The sequence below is a fragment of the Actinosynnema sp. NPDC050801 genome, from assembly GCF_040673975.1.
Classification (GTDB): Bacteria; Actinomycetota; Actinomycetes; order Mycobacteriales; family Pseudonocardiaceae; genus Actinosynnema.
In genome coordinates, this window is the sequence record NZ_JBFAQZ010000029.1 from 18,541 (window position 1) to 33,913 (window position 15,373).

At 72.8% G+C, this 15,373-nt stretch carries 12 protein-coding genes; 6 read left to right on the plus strand and 6 right to left on the minus strand.

Annotated features, from left to right (window positions below):
- Positions 1–204 precede the first annotated feature (204 nt).
- Complete coding sequence (locus AB0K14_RS36495; protein WP_360462577.1) at positions 205–2,922, plus strand: cellulose binding domain-containing protein; 2,718 nt, start codon at positions 205–207, stop codon at positions 2,920–2,922.
- Between the two features lie 7 nt (positions 2,923–2,929).
- Here AB0K14_RS36495 and AB0K14_RS36500 read toward each other — a convergent pair whose 3' ends face one another.
- Positions 2,930–3,346, minus strand: coding sequence for a lipopolysaccharide assembly protein LapA domain-containing protein (locus AB0K14_RS36500; protein ID WP_360462580.1), 417 nt, complete (start codon positions 3,344–3,346; stop codon positions 2,930–2,932).
- A 103-nt stretch (positions 3,347–3,449) separates the two neighbouring features.
- Entirely contained in the window at positions 3,450–6,116 is a 2,667-nt protein-coding gene (locus tag AB0K14_RS36505; protein WP_360462583.1) for an XRE family transcriptional regulator, read from the minus strand.
- 282 nt (positions 6,117–6,398) lie between these two features.
- Between AB0K14_RS36505 and AB0K14_RS36510 the strand changes: the two genes are divergently transcribed.
- Entirely contained in the window at positions 6,399–6,935 is a 537-nt protein-coding gene (locus tag AB0K14_RS36510) for an AAA family ATPase (protein ID WP_360462586.1), read from the plus strand.
- Positions 6,936–7,001: 66 nt separating this feature from the next.
- Here AB0K14_RS36510 and AB0K14_RS36515 read toward each other — a convergent pair whose 3' ends face one another.
- Positions 7,002–8,174, minus strand: a complete 1,173-nt coding sequence (locus tag AB0K14_RS36515; RefSeq protein ID WP_360462589.1) for an ROK family transcriptional regulator — start codon at positions 8,172–8,174, stop codon at positions 7,002–7,004.
- Positions 8,175–8,235: 61 nt separating this feature from the next.
- Between AB0K14_RS36515 and xylA the strand changes: the two genes are divergently transcribed.
- Together xylA and AB0K14_RS36525 are read left to right on the plus strand one after the other, a co-directional pair.
- Positions 8,236–9,372, plus strand: coding sequence for a xylose isomerase (xylA, locus tag AB0K14_RS36520; protein WP_360462592.1), 1,137 nt, complete (start codon positions 8,236–8,238; stop codon positions 9,370–9,372).
- Entirely contained in the window at positions 9,372–10,751 is a 1,380-nt protein-coding gene (locus AB0K14_RS36525) for an FGGY family carbohydrate kinase (protein ID WP_360462595.1), read from the plus strand. Before xylA ends, AB0K14_RS36525 begins: the two co-directional genes overlap by 1 nt.
- 47 nt (positions 10,752–10,798) lie before the next feature.
- On the opposite strand, the gene AB0K14_RS36530 is transcribed toward AB0K14_RS36525, so the two are convergent.
- Positions 10,799–11,683: an aminoglycoside phosphotransferase family protein gene (locus AB0K14_RS36530; protein ID WP_360462598.1), complete on the minus strand. Its 885-nt coding sequence runs from the start codon at positions 11,681–11,683 to the stop codon at positions 10,799–10,801.
- Positions 11,684–11,781: 98 nt separating this feature from the next.
- On the opposite strand from AB0K14_RS36530, the gene AB0K14_RS36535 reads away from it, so the two are divergent.
- Positions 11,782–12,393, plus strand: coding sequence for a flavodoxin family protein (locus tag AB0K14_RS36535; protein ID WP_360462601.1), 612 nt, complete (start codon positions 11,782–11,784; stop codon positions 12,391–12,393).
- Positions 12,394–12,471: 78 nt separating this feature from the next.
- On the opposite strand, the gene AB0K14_RS36540 is transcribed toward AB0K14_RS36535, so the two are convergent.
- On the minus strand, positions 12,472–13,212 hold the full coding sequence (locus AB0K14_RS36540; RefSeq protein WP_360462604.1) for a ZIP family zinc transporter: 741 nt from the start codon (positions 13,210–13,212) through the stop codon (positions 12,472–12,474).
- A gap of 47 nt (positions 13,213–13,259) precedes the next feature.
- Here AB0K14_RS36540 and AB0K14_RS36545 point away from each other — a divergent pair, with 47 nt between their 5' ends.
- Positions 13,260–14,264, plus strand: a complete 1,005-nt coding sequence (locus AB0K14_RS36545; protein WP_360462607.1) for an NAD-dependent epimerase/dehydratase family protein — start codon at positions 13,260–13,262, stop codon at positions 14,262–14,264.
- Positions 14,265–14,291: 27 nt separating this feature from the next.
- On the opposite strand, the gene AB0K14_RS36550 is transcribed toward AB0K14_RS36545, so the two are convergent.
- Positions 14,292–15,221, minus strand: coding sequence for an LLM class F420-dependent oxidoreductase (locus tag AB0K14_RS36550; RefSeq protein ID WP_360462610.1), 930 nt, complete (start codon positions 15,219–15,221; stop codon positions 14,292–14,294).
- Positions 15,222–15,373: the final 152 nt, after the last annotated feature.

The following is a 15,373-nucleotide window of genomic DNA, read 5'->3' on the forward strand; positions in this document are numbered from 1 at the left end:
GTCGTTGATCACCCAGCGCACTTCACTCGGATGGCCTAAGCGCGCACCCTTGCCGTCGACCGATCCAGCTGGCTACGGTCCAATCCTGCCTATCTGGGAGCGCTCCCAGAATCGGTGCTCCCCCCAGAACCAGGGGGGAGGCGGATCCCTCTCGCCCACCGCCTCCTCCCACCCCACCGCCCCACCGCGCAAAGGAGCGCAGCCATGAGACGGCTACTGGCGTCGACCGCCGCAGCGGTCGCCGCACTGGGTGTGCTGCTGGTGTCGAACGCCGCCAGCCCGGCCGCGCAGCCCTCGGCCGCCGCGGTGCCCCAGCTGACGTACTCCTGGCGCAACGTGCCGATCGAAGGCGGCGGGTTCGTGCCGGGCATCGTGTTCAGCCCGGCCGAGAAGGACCTGATCTACGCGCGCACCGACATCGGCGGCGCGTACCGGTGGAACCAGGACGGCGGCCGCTGGATCCCGCTGCTGGACTGGGCCGGCTGGGACGAGTGGGGCTACAACGGCGTGGCGAGCATCGCGCCGGACCCGACGGACGCCGACAAGGTCTACGCGGCGGTCGGCATGTACACCAACAGCTGGGATCCCCACAACGGCGCGATCCTGCGCTCAGCGGACCGCGGCAAGACGTGGCAGCGCACCGAGTTGCCGTTCAAGCTCGGCGGCAACATGCCCGGCCGCGGCATGGGCGAGCGGTTGTCGGTCGACCCGAACGACGGCCGGGTGCTGTACTTCGGCGCGCCCAGCGGCAAGGGCCTGTGGCGCAGCACCGACAGCGGCGCCACGTGGGCGCAGGTGGCGAGCTTCCCCAACCCGGGCAACTACATCGCCGACCCCAACGACACCAGCGGCTACTCCAGCGACATCCAGGGCGTGGTCTGGGTGACCTACGACCCGCGGTCCTCGACGGCGGGCAGCGCCACCAAGACCATCTACGTCGGCGTCGCCGACAAGGAGAACACCGTCTACCGCAGCACGGACGCGGGCGCGACGTGGACCCGGCTGGCTGGCCAGCCGACCGGCTACATCGCGCACAAGGGCGTGCTGGACACCGCGGGTGGCTTCCTCTACCTGGCCACCAGCGACACCGGCGGCCCGTACGACGGCGGCAAGGGCGACGTGTGGAAGTTCAACACCGCCACCGGCGCGTGGACGCGGATCAGCCCGGTGCCGTCGAGCAGCTCGGACGACTACTTCGGCTACAGCGGTCTGACCATCGACCGGCAGCACCCGAACACGTTGATGGTGGCCACCCAGATCTCCTGGTGGCCGGACATCATCATCTTCCGCAGCACCGACGGCGGCGCGACGTGGACCCGGGCGTGGGACTACACCAGCTACCCCAACCGCAGCTTCCGCTACACCATGGACATCCGGAACTCGCCGTGGCTGAGCTGGGGCGGGAACCCGCAGCCGCCGGAGGTCACGCCCAAGCTGGGGTGGATGGTGGAGTCGCTGGAGATCGACCCGTTCGACTCCAACCGGATGATGTACGGCACCGGCGCGACCGTCTACGGCACCACGGACCTGCTCAAGTGGGACAACGGCGGTCAGATCACGATCCAGCCGACCGCGAAGGGCCTGGAGGAGACCGCGGTGCTGGACCTGATCAGCCCGCCCGCGGGCGTGCCGCTGATCAGCGCGCTCGGTGACATCGGCGGGTTCCGGCACGCGAGCCTGTCGACGGTGCCGTCGATGATGTTCCAGCAACCGAACTTCACCTCGACCACCAGCCTCGACTACGCCGAGGGGAACCCGTCGGTCGTCGTGCGCTCCGGCAACGTCGACGGCGCGGCGCACGTGGCGTTCTCCACCGACGGCGGCGGGAACTGGTTCGCGGGCAGCGAGCCCGGCGGGGTGACCGGCGGCGGCACGGTCGCGGCGGCGGCCGACGGCAGCCGGTTCGTGTGGAGCCCGGCCGGTGCGGCGGTGCACTACTCGGTGGGCTTCGGCAGCTCGTGGGCGCCGTCGGCCGGCATCCCGGTGGGCGCCGTGGTCGAGTCCGACCGGGTCGACCCGAAGAAGTTCTACGGCCTGGCCAACGACACCGTCTACACCAGCACCGACGGCGGCGCGACGTTCACCGCCGGCGCGACCGCCGACGTGAGCAAGCTGCACGCGGTGCCCTCGCGCGGCGGCCACCTCTGGCTGGTCGGTGAGGGCGGGCTGTTCCGCTCGACCGACTCCGGCCGGACGGTGACCGCCGTCGGCGGGGTGACCTCGGGGGTCAACATCGGCTTCGGCAAGCCCGCGCCGAACAAGACCTACCCCGCGCTCTACGCCGTGCTGACCATCGACGGGAAGACCGGCGTCTACCGGTCCGACGACGAGCTCGGCGCGGGTTGGGTGCGCATCAACGACGACGCGCACCAGTACGGGAACATGGGCGAGGCCATCACCGGCGACCCGAACGTCTACGGCCGGGTCTACCTGGGCACCAACGGCCGGGGCATCCTCGTCGCCGACCCGAGCGGCGACTCGACCAACACCACCCACCCCACGGACTCGTGGTCCAGCACCACGACGACGACCACCACCACGACCACCACCACGACTACCACTGGGACGACCACGAGGACCACCGTCACCGACGAGCCGCCACCCGGCTGCTCGGTGCGGTACCAGGTCGTCAGCCAGTGGGGAGGTGGCTTCACCGGCTCGGTGAGGATCACCAACACGGGTACCAGCCCGCTCAACGGCTGGAACCTGCGCTGGTCGTTCGCGAACGGCCAGCGGATCACCAACAGTTGGAACGGCAAGGCGTCGCAGAGCGGCGCCGCCGTCTCGGTGACCAACGAGGGCTGGAACGGGACCATCGCGGCGCGTGGCTCGGTGGAATTCGGATTCCAGGCGAGCTGGCAGGGCAGCAACGTCGCACCCACCGGCTTCACGCTGAACGGTAGGTCCTGTTCCTCGGTCTGAGGACGATTTATCGCAGCCCTCGTTTGGCCTGGCGGCGCAGCTGCATTATCCGGGCTGCGCCGACCAGGGCCACCAGGATCGCGCCGGCGATCGCGGCGAACAGCAGCGCCACGCCCAGCGGCAGCGTGCCCGCCACGCCGAGGAAGTGGATCGTGGCGTCGGTCAGGTTCTGCAGGATGAACACCAGCAGCACGATCAGCACGACGATCGATGCCAGCACGGCGACCCACGTGCCGCTGATCCTGGTCGGACGCAGCTTCGCCGGCTGCCCGGTGGTGCGGTCCCGCGTGCCGGGTGGTGCGACCGGAGGCGCCGGCTCGACGGTGCCGGGCCCGTTCCCGCGCCCACCCACCGCCGGCGGGTCGTCCGGGATCGGGCTCGTGGGTAGAGCTTCCGTGCGGTCGTCGTCCCGCGGCGTCGTCACGGCGTGATTATCGGCCCGCCGGCGCCCGCCCGCCAATCAACTGCGCCAATCGGCCGCGCCGCCAACCGGGCCTGATCACCTGTGCCCGATCACCTGCGCCTGATCAACCGCACGGGCGGTTGTACTCCAGCGCGCCGACGTACTGCTGCCACTCCTCGCGGGTGATGTGGGTCTCGACGTCGTCGCACATCTCGCGCACCGCCCTGTCGAAGTCGAACTCCCAGGACCGCGTCGTGCCGTTCGACCTGGTCGTGACCACCTCGGTCGGGTTGTCGCCGAACCCCACCGCGTAGACGCCCTCGGTGAGCCCGTTGATCCGGCCGCGCTCGACCGGCTGCCGCAGGTCGGACACGTCCCACAGCGCCACCTTGTCCTGGACGCCGACGCTGGCCAGCGCGGTGCGGTCGCGGTGGAAGCCCAGCGCCTGGACCGCTCCCCGGTGCGCCTTCGTGGACGAGAGCTCGGCCGGCGCCGACGGGTCGGTCAGGTCGTACAGCCGCACCTCGCCCTTCGCGGTGCCCAGCGCCAGCAGGCGCTCGTCCTGCGACAGGGCGACGGCGGTGACGTCCAACGCGGTGTCCAACGCGGTGATCCGCTCCGGGCGCTCCGGGTCGGACACGTCCCACAGCCGGACCACGCCCAGCACGTCGTAGGTCGCGACGAGCTGCCCGTCCGGGCTGTAGACGATCCCGACGAGCGGCCGCGAGTGGCCGGGCAGGATCGAGGCCTGGACCGGGTTGGCCGGGTTCGACCAGTTCCAGACCGCGACCGCCTCGGAGTCGGACGCGGTGACCAGGGTGCGGGCTCGGGCCGGGTCGAACGCCAGCCGCGCCACCGGGAAGTCGAAGGTGTGCACGACCTCGGCGGTCACGTCCGTGACGTCCCAGACCTTGCCCAGCCTCTCGACCACCGTGGTGGCGAACGCCTGGCCGGCACCGTTCACCGCGACCGATGTCACGGTCTCGACCGCCGGTCCGATCACCCGGGTGTTCGTCGGCGGCACGCCGTCCGGGCTGCGGGCCTGGGAGGACGCGAACGCCGCCCGGACGGCCGTGTCCCGCTCGTCCGACGCGTTCGCGCTGAGCACGCCGTTGCGCGTCTCGTCGTTCGGGTTGAGCTCGTGGACGACGATGGCGAGCTGGTCGGCGAGCCGCGGGTCGCTGCTGCGCAGGCCTTGCGACTGGTTGGCCACGTACCAGGCCGCGGATGACTTCCACCCCGCCGCGGCCTCCTTCTCCGCGTTGATCGCGAGCACCACGGCGGTGCCGGCGAGCACCAGCAGCACGGCCAGCAGCGCCACGAGTTGGCGCAACCTGCGGGTGCGCCGGTGCGCGAGCAGCCGTTCCCGGTCGCGGGACTGGAGGCTCTCGGCCAGGAAGTCTCGCTCCTGGGCGCTGGTGCGCACGCCGTCGCGCTGCGTCCACTCGACCGCGGTGTCCAGCCGCGTCCCCCGGTACAGCGCGTCGGGGTCGCGGCCGAGCGAGTTCCAGGTCGCCGCGGCCTCGGTGAGCTGCCGCATGGTGCGCAACCCGTCGCGGTCCTCGGCGAGCCAGCCGCGCAGCCGCGGCCAGGAGCGGATCAGCGCCTCGTGCGCGATCTCCACGCTGTCGCGGTCCAGGGTGAGCAGCCGGGCGTGCGCCAGCCGGTCGAGCACCACGTCCACGTCCACGTCGTGGTCGAGCTCGGCGCGCGGCAGCCGTCGCTTGGTGTCCTCGGTGCCGTCACCGAGCGCGGTCAGCCGCAGGAACACCTGCCGCGCCAACACCCGCTGGTGCCGTTCCAGCGACGTGTAGGTGCGTTCGGCGGTCTGCGCGATGGCGTGCTGGATGCCGCCCGCGGCCTCGTAGCCGGCCAGCGTCAACGTGGTGCCGCGCCGCCGCCGCCAGGTCTCCAGCAGCGCGTGCGACACCAGTGGCAGCACACCCGGCTGACCGGTGGCGTCCGCGACGAGCCGGGACACCAGCGCCGTCTCGACCGTGCACGACGCCTTCACCGCGGGCTGCATGATCACTTGGCGCAGCTCCTCGGGACCCATCGGCCCGAGCAGCAGCTGCCCGTCGGTGAGCGCCTCCACCAGTGCCGGGTGCTGCGCGCAGTGCCCGTAGAAGTCGGCACGCACACCGATCACGACCCGGCAGCGGGCGGTCAGCAGCGCGTCGACGTAGGCCGTGCGCTGGTCGACGTCCTGCCAGAGCGTGAAGACCTCTTCGAACTGGTCGACGATCAGCAGGTCCGCGTCCAGGTCCGGCTCGGCGGTCTCGCTGGGCGAGGTGACCACGGCCCGCCCGGTCACCCGCGGCACCAGGCCCGCGCGCAGCAGCGACGACTTGCCCGCGCCGGACGCGCCGAACACCGCGACGAACCGGCGGTGCGCGATGCGCTGCTCCAGGTCGTCCAGCAGGTGGTCACGGCCGAAGAACCACTCGGCGTCCTCGGTGCCGTAGGCGGCCAGGCCCGCGTACGGCGGGTGGCGGCCCTCGTCGGAGTCGGGGTCGGGGCTGGGCAGCACCTCGGCGGCGACCTGCCGCCACCGGTCCTCCCACTCGGCCACGTCGCCCTCGCAGGCGCGCACGTAGGCCAGCGTCACCGCGAGCGTGGGCAGCTTGCGCCCGCCCGCCGCGTCGGACAACGTCGTCGCCGAGTAGTGGGCGCGCGCGCCCAACTGCCGGTAGCTGTAGCCGCCCGCTCTGTCCCGCAACGACCGCAGGTCGGCGGCGAACTTGAGCAGCAGGCTGTCACCGACGTCCAACGGGCGCTCTCCACGCGGCACCGGTTCACCCCCTGGCAGGTCTCTCGACGATTGTCCGCAGTGACAAACGTGCCGTCCAGGCTGTCAGACGAGGGCTCGCGGCGTGCCCGCTTCCGGCGCGTGCATTCGGGTGAACAGGGTCTGGTGCACTTCGCCAGTGTGTTCGCGCGTGCGCCGGTTCGAGGTGGCCGGGCAGGTGGGGCGTGTGCGCTCCGCCTGCCGGGTGCCTTGTGCTCCGGTGCAGGTCGAGGGCTCGATGGCGGTGACCAGGGGGCGCCGTCGCCCGCCGCTAGGCTGGGCGGGGTGCCACAGCTGATCGCGTTGAACGGCCCTCCCGGGTGCGGCAAGTCGACCATCGCGCGCCGGTACGCGGAGGACCACCCGCCGACGTTGGCGCTGGACGTCGACCGCGTGCGCGACCTGATCGCCGGTGACCTCGGTGAGGCCGGCCGCCTGGCGCGTGACATCGCCATCGCCGCCGCCCGCGTGCACCTGACCTCGGGTCACGACGTGGTCGTGCCCCAGTTCCTCGGCCGCCCGGAGTTCCTGGACCGCCTGTCCGACCTGGCCGCCGAACTGGGTGCGACCTACCACGAGGTCGTGCTGATCGACTCGAGGGAGAACGCGATCCGCCGCTTCACCGAGCGCGACACCATCCAGGCCACCCCGGCGGAGCTCTCGACCATGTACGACAACCTGCAAACGATCATCGCCACCCGTTCGCCCCACCTGGTCACCTCGGTGGAGGGTGACCCGGCTCACACCTACCGCGCCCTCCTGGCCGTCCTGAACGGAGAACTCGGGGGTCCTGAACGTACGACTCGCGGGACCTGGACGTAGGACTCGCGCGCGTGTCCTACGTTCGGAACGCGCGTGTCCTACGTTCACGACCCCCGAGCTGAACGTTCAGGTCAGGGCGGTGGTCACGTACGGGTCGGGGTCGGCGAGGATCGCGCGGACGGCGGTGGTCGCGGCGCCACGGACGGCGGCCTCGGCCCCCAGCGACGACGCCACCACTCGAACGGGCGACCACTCGGCGCTGACCACGCGGCGGTCCAACTCGGCGTGCAGGGGCTCCTGGAGCCACGGTTCCAGGCGTGCGTAGGTGCCGCCGAGGACGACCGTCGGCAGGTCCAGCAGGTTGACCGCGCCGGACAGCGCGACGCCCAGCCACCGGGCCGCCGAACGCACCGCCGCGGTGGCCGTGCGGTCGCCCGCGGCCAGCCCGGCCAGCAGCTCGTCCACTCCCGAGACCCCCGCCGCGCGCACGATCTCGTCCTGCCCGGCCAACCGCTCCAGGCACCCCCGCGACCCGCAGGCGCACTGCGGCCCGCGCGGGTCGACCGACAGGTGGCCGATCTCGCCGCCGAACCCGGACACGCCCTCGAACAGCGCGCCACCGACCACGATGCCCGCGCCGATGCCGATCTCACCGGAGATGTGCAGGAAGTCCGCCGCCACGTCCCCGTGCCACAGCTCGGCCAACGCGGCCAGGTTCGCCTCGTTGCCCACCAGCACCGGCACGTCCAACGTCATCCGCCGGGTCAGCTCGCCCCGCACGTCCACCTCGCGCCAGCCCAGGTTCGGCGCGACCCGCAGCGACCCGCCCGCCACCTCCACCAGGCCCGGCACGGCCACGCCGACCCCGCCGATCGGCACGTCCTGCTTCGCCGCCGTCCGCACCGCCGTCGCGACCTTGGCCAGCACGCGGGCGGGGGAGGAGGATCGGTTGTCGCTGGGCCGCAGCCACCGCGCCCGCACCCGACCGGTGAGGTCGACCAGGCACGTGGCCAGGTAGTCGACCCCGATCTCCACGCCGAGCCCGTGCGGCCCGGTCGGTGACAGGTGCAGCGCCGTGCCCCGCCGCCCTGGTCCGGACCGGGCCTGCGCCTCGCCCTCGGCGACGAGGTCGGCGCCGATCATCCGGTCGACCAGGCTGGACACGGTCGCCTTGGTCAGCCCCGTGCGCGCGGCCACGGCGGCCCGGGACGAACCCGGGGCCTCGGCGATGGCGTCGAGCACCAGGGCGGAGTTGTGCCGTCGCACGGTGTGCTGGCTCGCGGGCTGCGGTCTGGACACCACTGGATCCTAGCGGCTGAGTGCGATAAGTTCAGGCATCAAACTTATTGGAGGTGCCCTCGTGGACAATTTCAGCTTCGGCCTGTGGACGGTCGGCTGGCCGGGACGCGACCCGTTCGGCGACGCGACCCGTCCCGCGCTGGACGCGCCGCTGGCGGTGCGCAAGCTCTCCGAGCTCGGTGCCTGGGGCATCACGTTCCACGACGACGACCTGTTCCCCTTCGGCGCGAGCACCGCCGAGGTCGACAAGCGGGTCGCCGCGTTCCGCGCGGCGCTGGACGAGACCGGCATGGTCGTGCCGATGGTGACCACCAACCTGTTCACCCACCCGGTGTTCAAGGACGGCGGCTTCACCAGCAACGACCGCTCGGTGCGCCGGTTCGCCCTGCGGAAGGTGCTGCGCAACCTGGAGCTCGCGGCCGAGCTCGGCGCGGAGACCATCGTGATGTGGGGTGGCCGCGAAGGCTCCGAGGTCGACGCGGGCAAGCCCGTGCACGCCGCCCTGGACCGCTACCGCGAGGCCGTCGACACGGTCGCGCAGTACTCGATCGACCAGGGCTACGGCTTCCGCTTCGCCCTGGAGCCCAAGCCGAACGAGCCGCGCGGCGACATCCTGCTGCCCACCATCGGCCACGCCCTGGCGTTCATCTCGACCCTTGAGCACCACGAGCTGGTCGGCGTGAACCCCGAGGTCGGCCACGAGCAGATGGCGGGCCTCAACTTCGTGCACGGCATCGGCCAGGCGCTGTGGCAGGGCAAGCTCTTCCACATCGACCTCAACGGCCAGAAGGGTCCGCGCTACGACCAGGACTTCGTGTTCGGCCAGGGCGACCTGCTGTCCGCGTTCTTCCTGGTCGACCTGCTGGAGCACGGCGGCTACGAGGGCCCGCGGCACTTCGACTACAAGCCGTTGCGCACCGAGGACCTCGACGGCGTGTGGGAGAGCGCGGCGGCCAACATGCGCACCTACAAGCTGCTGCGCGAGCGGGCGGCGGCGTTCCGCGCCGACCCCGAGGTGCAGGAGGCGATGAAGTACAGCGGCGTGTACGAGCTGGCCGAGCCGACGCTGGCCGAGGGCGAGTCGATCGCGGACTTCCTGAAGGGCGAGGACTTCGACCCGTCCACGGCCGCCGAGCGCGGCTTCGGGTTCGTGCGCCTGGCGCAGCTGGCGACCGAGCACCTGTTGGGCGCGCGCTGATGGCGCTCGTCGCGGGCGTCGACTCGTCCACCCAGTCCTGCAAGGTGGTGGTGCGCGACGCGGACACCGGCGCCCTTGTGCGGCAAGGGCGTGCGGCGCACCCGACGGGCACCGAGGTGCATCCCGCCGCGTGGTGGGACGCCCTCCAGACGGCCATCGCGGACGCGGGCGGCCTGGACGACGTGGCCGCCGTGTCGGTGGCCGCGCAGCAGCACGGCATGGTGACGCTGGACTCCGCCGGCGAGGTGGTGCGGCCGGCGCTGCTGTGGAACGACACCCGTTCCGCGGCCGCGGCGGCCGACCTCACCACGGAGTTCGGCGGTCCGGACCGGTGGGCCGAAGCGATCGGCAGCGTCCCGGTCGCCTCGCTCACCGTGACCAAGCTGCGGTGGCTGGCGGCCAACGAGCCGGAGTCGGCGGCTCGCACGGCGGCCGTGTGCCTGCCGCACGACTGGCTGACGTGGAAGCTGTCGGGCAGCACGTCGTTGGACGCGCTGACCACCGACCGCAGCGACGCCAGCGGCACGGGCTACTGGTCGCCGTCCACCGAGGACTACCGGCCGGACCTGCTGGAACTGGCGCTGGGCAAGGTCGTCGCGGTGCCGCGGGTGCTCGGTCCGGCGGAACTGGCCGCGGGCCGGTTCGGCGCGGGCGCGGGCGACAACGCGGCGGCGGCGCTGGGCGTGCAGGCGCAGCCCGGTGACGTGGTCGTGTCCATCGGCACGTCCGGCACGGCGTTCGCGCGGTGGCCGAACCCGGTCGCCGACGGCACCGGCATCGTCAACGGCTTCGCCGACGCGGAGGGCGGCCACCTGCCGCTCGTGTGCACCCTCAACGCGTCACGGGTGCTCAGCTCGACGTCGTCCGTGCTCGGGGTCGACCTGGCCGACCTGTCGGACCTGGCCCTGACCGCTCCCGCGGGCGCCGACGGGCTGGTGTTCGTGCCGTACCTGGAGGGCGAGCGCACGCCGAACAAGCCCGACTCCACCGGCGCGCTGCACGGCCTGCGGCTGGACACCATGACCCCGGCGCACCTGGCGCGCGCCGCGGTCGAGGGCCTGCTGTGCAGCCTGGCCGACGCGATCGACGCGTTGGCCGCGCTGGGCATGCCGGTGTCGCGGGTGCTGCTGATCGGCGGCGGGGCGCGGATGCCCGCCGTGCAGCGGCTCGCCCCCGCGGTGTTCGGCTGCCCGGTGGTCGTGCCGTCGCCGAGCGAGTACGTGGCCGACGGCGCCGCCAGGCAGGCGGCGTGGGCGGTCGGCGGTGCGGACGCGCCGCCGCACTGGTCGGAGCTGGCGTCGACCTCGGTCGACGCCGACCCGACCCCGTGGGTCCGTGAGCGCTACGCCTCCGCGCGTGAGCTGACGGTCAACCGCTAGCGAAGACCGAAAGGGGGTGCCTCCGGCCGCGGGGGCACCCCCTTTCGCTACGCCGCGTCTCCGAGCACTTCGTCGATCACGTGCCGTGCCCCGTCGTTGCCATCGGCGAGCACGATCAGGGCCTTCCACAGCGCCCACCCGCGCGCCCGCGTCCACGTGGCCTCGTCCAGCTCGACCGCCTCGCGGAAAGCCCGCCTGCTCGCACCGGAGAACATCGTCCACGCGATCACGAGGTCGCACGCCGGGTCGCCGACCCCGGACGTGCCGAAGTCGATCACCGCGGTCAACTTCCCGCCGTCGACCAGCAGGTTCCCGTGCGCGATGTCACCGTGGAACCACACCGGCGGCCCGGACCAGCCCGGTGCGCGCAGCGCGTCCTCCCACACGGCCGCCGCTCGACCGGTGTCGACGCGCCCTTCCAACGCGGCGAGCGCGCGCCGCGTCCCGTCGTCGTAGTGGCCCGGTGACGCGCCCCGGTAGAAGCTGTGCGCACCTGCCCGCGGTCCGTCCGACGCGTCGACGCGGTGCAGCGCGCGGATGAACTCGGCGATCGACACCGCGAACGCCGCCATGTCCTCGATGCGGTCCGGTGACGCGGTACTGCCGTCCAGCCAGCGCCGGACCGACCAGTGGAACGGGTAGCCCTCGCCCGGCACGCCCAGGGCCAGCGGCACGGGCACCGGGACCGGCAACGACCGCGCCAGCACCGGCAGCCACCGGTGCTCCTTGGTGACGGCGGGCGCGTAGCCCTCGGCGGTCGGCAGCCGCACCGTCAGGTCGTCACCGAGGCGGTACGTGCGGTTGTCCCACCCGTCGACCTCGACCGGCGTCACCGGCAGGTCGGCCCAGCGCGGGAACTGGCTCGCGAGCAGCCGCCTCACCAACCCGGCGTCGATGCCGGCGCGACCGTCGCGGTGCGGGATGTCGACCATGACCCGAGCCTGGCGACCTCCCCACGCCGGCGGCAACGCATTTTCGCCCGGGCCCGAGGTACCCCGGCGGTTGGCGACCGGATGCGGAGGTGCCCGCGATGAGGGCCGTGGTGCTCAACTGCACGTTGAAGAAGTCGCCCGACCCGTCCAACACGCAGATGTTGGCCGACGTCGTCGCGCGGGCGCTGGAGGAGCGCGACGTGGAGGTGCGGACGTTCCGGGTGGTGGACCACGACGTGCCGCCGGGTGTCGTCACCGACCTCGGCGAGGGCGACGAGTGGCCCATGATCCACGACGAGCTGCTGGACGCCGAGATCCTCGTGATCGCCACGCCGACGTGGGTGGGGCACCCGTCGTCCATCGCGCAGCGGGTGATCGAGCGGATGGACGCGATGATCTCCGAGCAGGACGATGAGGGTCGTCCGGTCGCGTACAACCGCGTGGCGGGCGTCGTGGTGACCGGCAACGAGGACGGCGCGCACCACGTGATCAGCGAGGTGGCCGGCGGGCTGGGGGACATCGGCTACACGATCCCCGGCCAGGCGTGGACCTACTGGAACATGGGCCCCGGCCCCGGCCCGGACTACCCGGACACCACCCACGGCCACGACTGGTCGAAGAGCACGGGCGAGGCGATGGCCGCCAACCTGCACGCGGTCGCCCTGGCCCTGGCGAAGTCCCCGATCCCGGCGCCGCCGTCGAGCGGCTGAGCCGTCCGGGCACCACGTCGCAGCCAGCCCGGTGGCGCGATCGGCCGCGTGGGCGCTGCGACGTGGTCCGGCCGCGGCTCAGGCGTGCGACAGCGCGAACGCGCTCAGGAAACCCGCCACCGTCACCAGGCCCACCAGCAGGTGGGCGTCGTCGAACGCCTCGGGGATCATGGTGTCGGCCACCATCGACAGGATCGCGCCACCGGCGAACGCGGTGATCGCGGCCAACCACTGGGGTGGCGCGTCGGCCAGCAGGCCGTACCCGGCCATCGCCGCCAGGCCGCTGATCGCCGCGATCCCGGTCCACAGGCCGAACACGTACCGCCGCGACCGGCCGGCCCGGCGCATCCCGGCGGCCGACGACAGGCCCTCCGGCACGTTGCTGACGAACACCGCCGCGACGGTCACCGCGCTCACTCCGCCACCGCCGAGCAGGCTCGCCCCGATCACCACCGACTCGGGGATGCCGTCCAGCAGGGCGCCGACCGCGATCGCCGAGCCCGACCCGCTCTGCTCGGACTCCGACGGCTGCAACCCGCCCGACCGCTTGCGGTGCCGCGCGCCGCGCTTGGCCAACGCCACGTTCGCCGCCGTGTAGACCACCGCGCCGAGCGCGGCACCGACCGCCGTCGGCAGCAGGCCGCCCGACTCGTGCGCCTCCTCGATCAGGTCGAACGACACCGCCGACATCAGCACGCCGCTGCCGAACCCCATCACCGCGGCCACCACACCGCGCGGCACCCGCGCCAGGTAACCGGCGAGCGCGCCCACCAGCAGCGCTGACCCGGCCAGCAGGCCCCACCCGGCCGCTTGCCACACATCGACCTCCCCGTGTCGCACCCGGCCCGCGCGGGTACCCGACCGCCATGAGGATCGTCGTCACCGGCGCCACCGGCAATCTGGGCACCGCATTGCTGCGCCGTCTCGCCGACGAGCCCGGCATGACCGCGCACGGCGTCTCGCGCCGCCCGCCCCGGGCCGAACCGCCCTACGACATCCCGTGGAGCACGGTCGACCTCAGCCGCGAGGGCGCGGAGGAACCGCTCACCGAGGTCTTCCGGGACGCGGACGCGGTCGTGCACCTGGCGTGGCGCATCCAGCCGGGCCACGACGAGCGCGTCCTCTACCGGACCAACGTCGGCGGCAGCGACCGGGTGTTCACGGCCGCGGTCGCCGCCGGTGTCCCGCACCTGGTGCACATGTCGTCGGTCGGCGCGTACTCGCCGGCGGCGAAGGACCACACCGTGGACGAGAGCTGGCCCACCGACGGCCTGTCCACCTCGTACTACAGCCGGCACAAGGCGGCCGTCGAGCACCTGCTGGACCAGGTCGAACGCGATCACCCGAGCCTCGCGGTCACCCGCGTGCGCCCCGGCCTGGTCCTGCAGCCGGACGCCGCCGCCGAGATCAAGCGGTACTTCCTCGGCCCGCTGGTGCCGCACGCGTTGTTCAAGGTGAAGCTGCCGGTCCTGCCGCTGCCGCGCACGATGGTGCTGCAGTTCGTGCACGCCGACGACGTGGCCGACGCCCTGGCGAAGATCCTCACCACCAGGGCCGAGGGCCCGTTCAACCTGGTCTCGGACCCCGTCGTGACGCCGCAGGTGCTGGCCGAGGTGATGGGCGCGCGGCACGTGCCGATCCCGCCGGCGGCCCTGCGCACCGCCGCCCGGATCAGCTGGCACCTGCGCCTGCAACCCACCTCGCACGGCTGGGTCGACCTGGCCCTCACCGCGCCGCTGCTGGACGCGACGAAGGCGTTCACGCGGCTGGGCTGGGCGCCGCGGCACAACGCCCGCGACACCCTGAAGCTGCTCTTGGACGGGCTCGGCCGCAAGGAGGGCCTCCAGCCGAGCCCGCCGCTCAAACCCTGACGCCGGTCGAGGTGGGCGACCGCGTGGTCAGTCGAGCAGCCCGGCGGCCCGGACCGCCTCGTACAGCTCCTCGGCCCGGTCGGTGAACGCGGTCGCGCCCTCCGGGCCCCGGTCCAGCGAGAGGGTCACCTCGTGGGCGCCCGCCTTCGCGGCCTGCGCCAGGTCGTCCAGCACCTGGTCGAGGCTGCCCTGGAAGGGCATCCGGTCCGGTCCGGCCGGGGTGGGGGAGAGGTAGACGATCGCGGCCAGGACGAGGCGGAGTTCGGCCGGGTCGCGGCCCTCGGCCTCGGTCAGCTCGGTGACGCGGCGCCACCCGGCGGCGAGCACCTCCCCGGTGACGCCCACCGGGATCCAGCCGTCACCCTTGCGGGCCACCCGGCGGAAGGCGGCCTCCGAGGCGCCGCCGAACATGACCGGGATCCGGTCGACGGGCTTCGGGTTCACCGCGGCGTCGGTGATCGTGATGGTGCTGTTCTGGTAGTTGACCGGGTTCGGCCCCCACAGGGCGCGCAGCGAGTCGGTCAGCTCGTCCAGGGTCCGACCCCGGGTGGTGAAGTCGACGCCGGCGGCCCGGTACTCGTCGCTCGACCAGCCGGCGCCGAGACCGGCCACCACCCGTCCGCCGCCGGTGGCGACGTCGAGCGTGGCCAGCGCGCGGGCCAGGTGCAGCCCGCCGCGCAGCGGTCCGACCAGCAGACCCGTGCCCAGGCTGACGCGGTCGGTGTGCGCGGCGGCCAGGGTCAGCACGGTCAACGGATCCGCGCAGTACTCGTAGTAGGGATCCCACGGCAGGCCCGGCAGGCCGTACATGCCGTCGGCGGGCTCCTGCGGGAACAGCACGCGCTCGTAGGCCCACAGGCTGTGGTAACCGATCTCCTCGGCACGTCGTGCCTGTGCGGCGACGTCGCGGGCGTGCCCGGTGTCGGCCCGCTGGGTGAGTTGCAACCCGAGTTTCATGAGGCTCCGTGTTCGTCGCGCGGTCTGGGGGAAGGAGCGATGCCGCACGGCGCCCGGCCGCGATGACCCGCGGCCCTGGCGCCCGGTTCGGATGGCCCTGCGGCCCCACTGTGGTGGTGGCCGGTCGGTGGCGCTTCTTCCGGATTGCCGTG

Excerpts from the sequence above, each read along its gene's own strand:
- AB0K14_RS36495 (WP_360462577.1), top strand. The coding sequence starts at position 205 with ATGAGACGGCTACTGGCGTCGACCGCCGCAGCGGTCGCCGCACTGGGT.
- AB0K14_RS36525 (WP_360462595.1), top strand. The coding sequence starts at position 9,372 with ATGGCGCTCGTCGCGGGCGTCGACTCGTCCACCCAGTCCTGCAAGGTG.
- AB0K14_RS36530 (WP_360462598.1), bottom strand. The coding sequence starts at position 11,683 with ATGGTCGACATCCCGCACCGCGACGGTCGCGCCGGCATCGACGCCGGG.
- AB0K14_RS36535 (WP_360462601.1), top strand. The coding sequence starts at position 11,782 with ATGAGGGCCGTGGTGCTCAACTGCACGTTGAAGAAGTCGCCCGACCCG.
- AB0K14_RS36545 (WP_360462607.1), top strand. The coding sequence starts at position 13,260 with ATGAGGATCGTCGTCACCGGCGCCACCGGCAATCTGGGCACCGCATTG.
- AB0K14_RS36550 (WP_360462610.1), bottom strand. The coding sequence starts at position 15,221 with ATGAAACTCGGGTTGCAACTCACCCAGCGGGCCGACACCGGGCACGCC.